Origin of the sequence: Parablautia muri (assembly GCF_009917485.1) — a bacterium.
GTDB lineage: Bacteria > Bacillota > Clostridia > Lachnospirales > Lachnospiraceae > Suilimivivens > Suilimivivens muri.
Genome location: NZ_QZDT01000045.1, coordinates 22,315 through 28,932 on the forward strand (window position 1 = coordinate 22,315; position 6,618 = coordinate 28,932).

General features: G+C 40.9%; 9 protein-coding genes. 8 read left to right on the top strand and 1 reads right to left on the bottom strand.

What is annotated here, in order from left to right; all coding sequences use genetic code 11:
* Positions 1 to 24 precede the first annotated feature (24 nt).
* The 4 genes from D5281_RS19060 (at position 25) to D5281_RS19075 (ending at position 2,938) form a co-directional block, all read left to right on the top strand.
* On the top strand, positions 25 to 288 hold the full coding sequence (locus D5281_RS19060; RefSeq protein ID WP_160561661.1) for a DUF2164 family protein: 264 nt from the start codon (positions 25 to 27) through the stop codon (positions 286 to 288).
* Between the two features lie 27 nt (positions 289 to 315).
* Positions 316 to 588: a hypothetical protein gene (locus D5281_RS19065; RefSeq protein ID WP_160561662.1), complete on the top strand. Its 273-nt coding sequence runs from the start codon at positions 316 to 318 to the stop codon at positions 586 to 588.
* 411 nt (positions 589 to 999) lie between these two features.
* Positions 1,000 to 1,476, top strand: coding sequence for an RNA polymerase sigma factor (locus D5281_RS19070; protein ID WP_160561663.1), 477 nt, complete (start codon positions 1,000 to 1,002; stop codon positions 1,474 to 1,476).
* Position 1,477: 1 nt separating this feature from the next.
* A complete protein-coding gene (locus D5281_RS19075; protein WP_160561664.1) occupies positions 1,478 to 2,938 on the top strand; it encodes a hypothetical protein in 1,461 nt (486 codons plus the stop codon).
* A 132-nt stretch (positions 2,939 to 3,070) separates the two neighbouring features.
* On the opposite strand, the gene D5281_RS19080 is transcribed toward D5281_RS19075, so the two are convergent.
* Positions 3,071 to 3,286, bottom strand: coding sequence for a hypothetical protein (locus D5281_RS19080; protein ID WP_160561665.1), 216 nt, complete (start codon positions 3,284 to 3,286; stop codon positions 3,071 to 3,073).
* A gap of 91 nt (positions 3,287 to 3,377) precedes the next feature.
* On the opposite strand from D5281_RS19080, the gene D5281_RS19085 reads away from it, so the two are divergent.
* The 4 genes from D5281_RS19085 to D5281_RS19100 all read left to right on the top strand — a co-directional run bounded on the left by D5281_RS19085 (position 3,378) and on the right by D5281_RS19100 (position 6,495).
* A complete protein-coding gene (locus tag D5281_RS19085; RefSeq protein WP_160561666.1) occupies positions 3,378 to 3,860 on the top strand; it encodes an RNA polymerase sigma factor in 483 nt (160 codons plus the stop codon).
* Entirely contained in the window at positions 3,850 to 4,875 is a 1,026-nt protein-coding gene (locus D5281_RS19090) for a hypothetical protein (RefSeq protein ID WP_160561667.1), read from the top strand. The genes D5281_RS19085 and D5281_RS19090 overlap by 11 nt, the downstream gene beginning before the upstream one ends.
* A gap of 495 nt (positions 4,876 to 5,370) precedes the next feature.
* Positions 5,371 to 6,003, top strand: a complete 633-nt coding sequence (locus D5281_RS19095; RefSeq protein ID WP_160561668.1) for an AAA family ATPase — start codon at positions 5,371 to 5,373, stop codon at positions 6,001 to 6,003.
* 120 nt (positions 6,004 to 6,123) lie between these two features.
* The gene (locus D5281_RS19100) at positions 6,124 to 6,495 is read left to right on the top strand and encodes a hypothetical protein (protein ID WP_330585161.1); all 372 of its coding nucleotides are present in this window, start codon (positions 6,124 to 6,126) and stop codon (positions 6,493 to 6,495) included.
* Positions 6,496 to 6,618: the final 123 nt, after the last annotated feature.

Here is a 6,618-nt window from a genome sequence, read left to right on the forward strand (position 1 = left end):
ATAAAAGGGGAAAGAAGGGGCAGAATGAAAAGGAAAAGTTTAAATGAAATCATTAAGCTAAGTGATGCGCAGAAGAAGCAGCTGGCAGAAGAAGTCAGAGCGTTTTATCTGGACGTGCGGGGGGAAAATATAGGAATCATTGAGGAACAGCAGATAATAGATTTATTTTGCGAGCATATGGCGCCGATTGTTTACAATAAGGCATTGGATGATTCCCAGCGCTGGCTGAAGGCGCAGATGGAAAATTTGGAGGCGGATTATTATCTGCTATACAAAAGTGTGCGATAAAATAAATTGGATGGAAGGGTATATAACATGCATCGAAAAATAGTCTTTAGTGACAGACCTATATTATTGGAAAAAGGAATTCTTTTGTTTTTAGTTCTCATTTTTTTAACCAATCTTTTTCACTTTAATTATAGAATGAATGCAGACATTGCCGCTGAAGTTCTTTTAGCGAAATCAATTTGGACCAGTCAAGAGCTTATTCCAAGTACATGGTTACATAGCAGCGAAACAAGAGTAATTGGTATGCCTAATTTTGCGGCACTTTTTTATGGGTTAACCGGAAATATGGTGCTTTCCTGACTGTACTGGAATAGTGTGAGAAGCACTTCTAAAGCGCATGCCAGAGGGCATTTCACTAAAAAGTACTAAGTCTGACACAAAAGAATGCCTTGAAAATGCCTTAAAAGGCAGGCATTCTCCGTAGGATCTAAGCAGCCGCTTTGTGGCAACATGGAGATGAACGGGAATGATGAAAGAATAAATCTTTGTTTTTATGAAAAGAGGTTTTCATAAAAACAAGGATTTTTTTGTAACTTTTTGCAGTAGTCAGATTTCTAATTAATAAAAGCAGCTTTTTTTTAATATCAGCGGCGTGGAGATAACGCTGACGGAGTATTTGTTACAATAAGCCGACTTGCAAAGGGTGACAACCTTTATGAAGTATGGTTTTTTGAAATAGCGCTGTAGACTGCGGAAAGGATAGGATTAGAGATGAAACAGCAACAATTTGTAGCAGAAGTACTTGCTGCTGAAAAGCAACTGTATGGGGTTGCCAGAAGTATGCTGAAAAGGGAAGTGGACTGTGAAGATGCAATTCAGAACACGCTGCTTCGCGCCTATGCAAATTTGAAAACATTACGGGATGAAAAGTTTTTCAGGACATGGCTGACAAGGATTCTGATTAACGAATGTTATCGGATTTTGAAAAAAGACAAGCGACTTGTGCCGTATGAAGAAACAGTAGATGGCATAACCAAATCCATGAAATGGGAAAATGGGTATTCGGAGGTTTACGAAGCTTTGATGACTCTAAAAGAATCTTACCGGTTGGCTTTTGTTTTGCACTATATTGAAGGTTATTCTGTGAAAGAAATTGCCCAAATTCTAAAGATTTCGGAAAACAATGTCAAACAAAGACTTCTTAGGGCGCGCAAACAGATGAAAGAAATATTGAAAGGAGAAATGTAAGGTGCAAAATAAAAATAGAAAAGCTAAGATATATGTTCCTGAACTGGAAATCGTGCCGGAAGGCTTTCATGAGACTGTCACAGAAACGCTTTCTGAGATCATCCATACATCGCCAGACAAAAGCAATAGAAAGCGCAGAGGTATTGCCAGAAAGAGAATGTTTCTCCCGCTGACCGCTGTGTTTTGTCTTATTATAGGGGGGAGTGCGTTTGCAGCGGTCAGTCTTTATCAGCAGCGTATGGTGGCTATGAACCGGGAAATGTTGGAAAAATTTTATTCCCAGGCGCTTGTGGGGGATACCTTTCATTATAGCAGACCTTTAACGGAGGAAGAAAAGGCACGTTATGAGAAACTGACCGGAGAATATGAGGAAAAGGGAAGATTCCCGGAAGGAGACCTAGCGTATTTGAAGGATGACAGGGATTATAAAGGAAAAGGAGTGGGCTTGTATGCAGATAGGGCCACATTATTTCTCCCAGAACAGATGACAGATGAAGAACTGTTGCAGCTTATAGATTTCGAGCATAAAGTAAATTACAGCATACAGATAATCGGCTCGGAAGTAGCGGAAGGAAAGTGGGAGGGTGAACAGGATTTTATTGAAATGGCGCCTGAGGCTAAGGAAGATAAGGTGATTTCCTATGAAGGCAGTGTGGATGTAATTTGTGTAACAGAAGGAGAAGGGTGTCTGTACCTGGCAGGAACAAATATGATTGAGCGTATGGAAATCGGTGAAAGCACTTCCAGACCTTTCTATCAGGGGGATTTTGGGGAAAATATGGTGATGTATGCTATGGAAGAAGATATGCAGCAAGGGCTTTATGGGCTTTTACTTTTGAAAGGAGAAGACAATTATGAAGGAGGGAAAATTCTTCATATAAGCAAGGAAGGGGAACTGCTCTATGAAAAGGATACGGAAAACGAAATTTTTGGCGCATTGGCAGTGGACAAAGAAGGAAGGCTGTATGCCGGGAAGGATAGGGCCGTTTGTGTCTATGATACGGAGGGAAATGAGCTTTGTACCATTGAAATTCCATATGACATTATGGCAAGAGACAGTCTGTGTCGGGGAAAAGATGGGAATATCTATCTTCTTTGTGAGGATGGACCCTTTCACAGTATAATTTTGCAGCTTAATCCGGACACAGCGGGGTATAGTGTGGTATCGACAAATCCGCTTCCGTCCGGACCACCCCATTGTCATACGATTGTTAAAGGAAGGGATACAGATTTTCTTCTTTGGAATTATGAAGGACTGTTTACTTATAATCTTGGGGATGACAGGGCCCAAAAGGTAATGGAGTTATACGAAGCGCCTCTTGAGTGGGAAGATGCTATGTGTGTCAGTCTTAAGGATGGCAGGGTTGTATTTGTAAAAGCATATGCGTACACAGAAAATGGCGCCGGAAAGCCTGTACCGGAGTCGGTGCAGTTCTGCTATGTAAATCCAAATACAGAGTAAACGTGTTATGGTATAATGAGCGTTAGTGAGGAGAGTATGCTTGCATATTCAACGAACAGCGAATGGTGCTCATGAATCTCTGATTCATGATACAATAGACCCCAAAATCCAGCCGCTGTGCGTCTGCCGCGGTTACGCACTCAAAGATTTTTTTGTTATCATGTCAGGTGAAATCAAATGCTCACTAAGTTCGCGCTTGATTTCCTGCTGATATGATACAAGGTACGCGTAAACAATGAGCAGCGCTGCAAGATGGATGCCCGCCTTCTGCAGAGGGGTTATTGGCTTAATAGACAAGTGAAAAGGCATTGGCGAAAAATTCGTCTGTGCCTTTTGTGACTTTTTCATCTTTTCCTGCATCTAATTATTGTAAAATGAAACGGCCGTTTCAGTAAAACGGGAAAAGCGCCCGTAATTTAACGATAAGGAATTTAAGGAAATGGATAAGAAACAGTTTACGACACAGGTACTTGAGGCTGAAAAGAGCCTGTATCACATAGCAAAATCTATTTTGGGAAATGACGATGATTGTGCCGATGCGATACAAAATGCAGTCTTACATGCTTTTGAGAAATTACATACGCTGCGGAATGAGAAGTATTTTAAGACATGGCTTACCAGAATACTGATCAATGAATGTAATTATATGATTCGCTCCAGAAAGGATCAGGTTTCCTATGAGGATTACTATGATACGCGGACAATGGCGCAGGAGGAAGATTACTCGGAGGTGTTTGAAGTGGTCATGGGTTTGGAGGATAATTACAGAGTTCCCTTTGTATTGTTTTATGTAGAGGGATTTTCAGTAAAAGAAATCTGCCAGATCTTAAAGCTGTCACAAGGAACGGTAAAAACAAGACTGTATCGAAGCAGGAAACTTTTAAAAGAAAAATTAATGGGAGTATATGGGTATGCAGAATAAGAATTGGAAGAATGACTTTCCCGATGTGCCGGAGCATGTGCATCAGGCTCTGATAAGTACACTTGCCGAACTGGATGAGAGAAAGGTCAAAAAGGTGAAACGGATGAAAAAGGGTAAAATAATTTTTTTAATAGCGGCAACAGTTGCCGTACTGGGGACGACCGTAAGCGCGGCGGAGATTTTTAAATGGAATAAAAGGGCGGCGGAAGTCTTTATGGCGGATGAGGAACAGCAAAAGGCGCTTGTGACAGAACAGATCGTTCAGGACACACATCAAACCGTATCGGATGCAGGACTTACCATACGGGCGATACAGACTATACAGGATAATAACTGCTTTTATGCATTATTTGAAATAACTGCGGAAGATGAGTCGGTACAAATTACGTCCGACTATGATATGAGCTTTCAGATGGATTATCAGGGAGGGGAAAGTCCCTTTGGAATGTTTGGATGCGGCTTTGTGGAGGCGGGCGGACAGGCAGTTTCCAACAGCAGATATTATGAAATGATAGGAAATAAAATGAAAGAAGGGACAGAAGACCTTAACATGACAATCCAGTTTACTTCCTTAGATGCGCCGGGAGAAAAGGCAATGAAGGGAGAACCTGTTTTGGAGGGAAACTGGGAGTTTACATTAAATTTGCACGCCACCGATCCCGTTCGCTATGAAATCAACAGGGAATATCAGATTGCAGGGTGTGCGGTTATGGTAAAAGAAGTTGAATTTACGCCAATCAGCGTGAAACTGGTGTGTGACGAACAAGGGGCCAAAGAGCTGGAAAAAATAGAAGGGGTCAATCTTGACCAGGCGGACAGCCTTCATTCTTTGTTTATCAATGGGATCAAATATCAGGACGGCACGGTAGTGGAAGAAGAAGGATTCCAGGAGCTGTGGGTTAGCTGTGGAAACGGGGATTATGCAAAAACTGCCCGGCTCTCTGAGGTGATTGAACCGGAAAAGGTCAGCGCATTGCTGGTAGGAGATAATGGAGATGAGATAAATATTCCATAGATTCTGCAAAAAGAAGCAAAGCAGCTTGATTCCTGCGAACAACGCCAAGTGAGCATGCTTGCATGAACATTTGGTGACAGCCGTGGTCACATACTCTGTTCCCTTGCAGCGTGCGCTTAGCAGCGCTGCAAGATGGATGTTCCGCCTTCTGCAGAGGGGGCGTTGACTATGGACTTTTCATGAACTGCAAAGCTCTAGAGCGCACCGAAACGTTACTATTCATGGCCTGGGAGCCGCTCATAGTAACATTCGGGACGATATTCCAAGTTTCGCTTCGCAAAAATCGCCCCTCACACCTGAATCACATTCTCACGGGATGCGCAGTAAATGCGCATTCCTGACCCGTGAAAAGTAGCGCCGAAACTACCAGGAGGATGGATTTAGGTATTCTCTCCTTGTGATTTTTGTTTATTTTTGGTAATATGGTCAAAAAGTACGGGGCTGTAGAAAATTGACTGAGATGATTTATAAGCCGTGAGCGGACATGGAGGAAAAATGTATTGCATATTAGTGGCCGGGATTCCGGCAGCAGGAAAAAGCACAATGGCTGAAGCGATTGGGAAAAGATTCAAACTGCCTGCGATTTCTAAAGATACCATAAAAGAATTATTATTTGATTTTGTTGGCTTTGAGTCGAGAAAGGAAAAGGTAAATCTGGGAATTGCAAGCATGGAAATTATGTATTATTTGGCGGAACAGCTTATGAAGGCGGGCCGGTCTTTTATCTTGGAAAATAATTTTGAATACACATCAAAGAACGGAATAAAGACTTTGCTGGAAAAATACCAATATGCTGCATTGACCGTCACCTTGACGGGGGATTATAAGGTAATCCACCAGCGCTTACAGAAGCGGGATATGAGCCCTGCCAGACATCGGGGGCATGTAGTCAATGATTGTTATCCGGAAAAGAAAGAGCGCAGTTTTGAGGAATTAAAAGCAGCATCTGTTTCCTATGATGATTATGTGCATGGGATAGAGAACAGGGGATTTGATGCTTTCTTTATTGGAAATAAGAGGATAAAAGTTGATACAACAGATTTTTCCCGGGTAGACATGGAAAAATTATTTTCCGAGATTTCAACATGGAGTCAACAGTATTGCTATCCTCCATCCCAAAACATTTAATGAGAAAGAACGCCGATTACAGGAGACTACAGGATTATAGATGCCTATAGGTGTAATATTTCAACTTGTTTTGATTGCCGATATTGTTGGAAAAATAATGGATGTGCAATAGGTGATGAAATGCAGGAAATATATAAGTACATACAAGAATGTGATAACATTTTGTTAACTTCACCGCTTTATTTTTCAGAATTGACTGGAAAACGATTAGAAATTGGAAGTAGACTTCAAACATATTTTTGTGCCAGATTGTTTAGAAAGGAAGAACCGATTACAAAATCTAAAAAAGGAGCAGTTATATTAGTTGGGGGAGGCGATGGTTATATAGACACAGCTTATAGTACAGCATGTACTCTTTTGCATCATATGAACTGTTATAATATTCATGATGCAGTGTATAGCCATAATACCAATGAAAGATCTGCAGTTGATGATAAAAAAGTACTTTTGGGATTACATAGTATTTTAGATTTTTTTACAAATAACGAATAACTTAAATATCGGCTTCTAGTTGTAATATTGTTTGGATAAACATAATCTAATCGAGTCTGTGAAAAAAAGTCTGTAAATATTTCATAAGAATAAGGTCTTCTATGATAAAATCTAAATCATAGG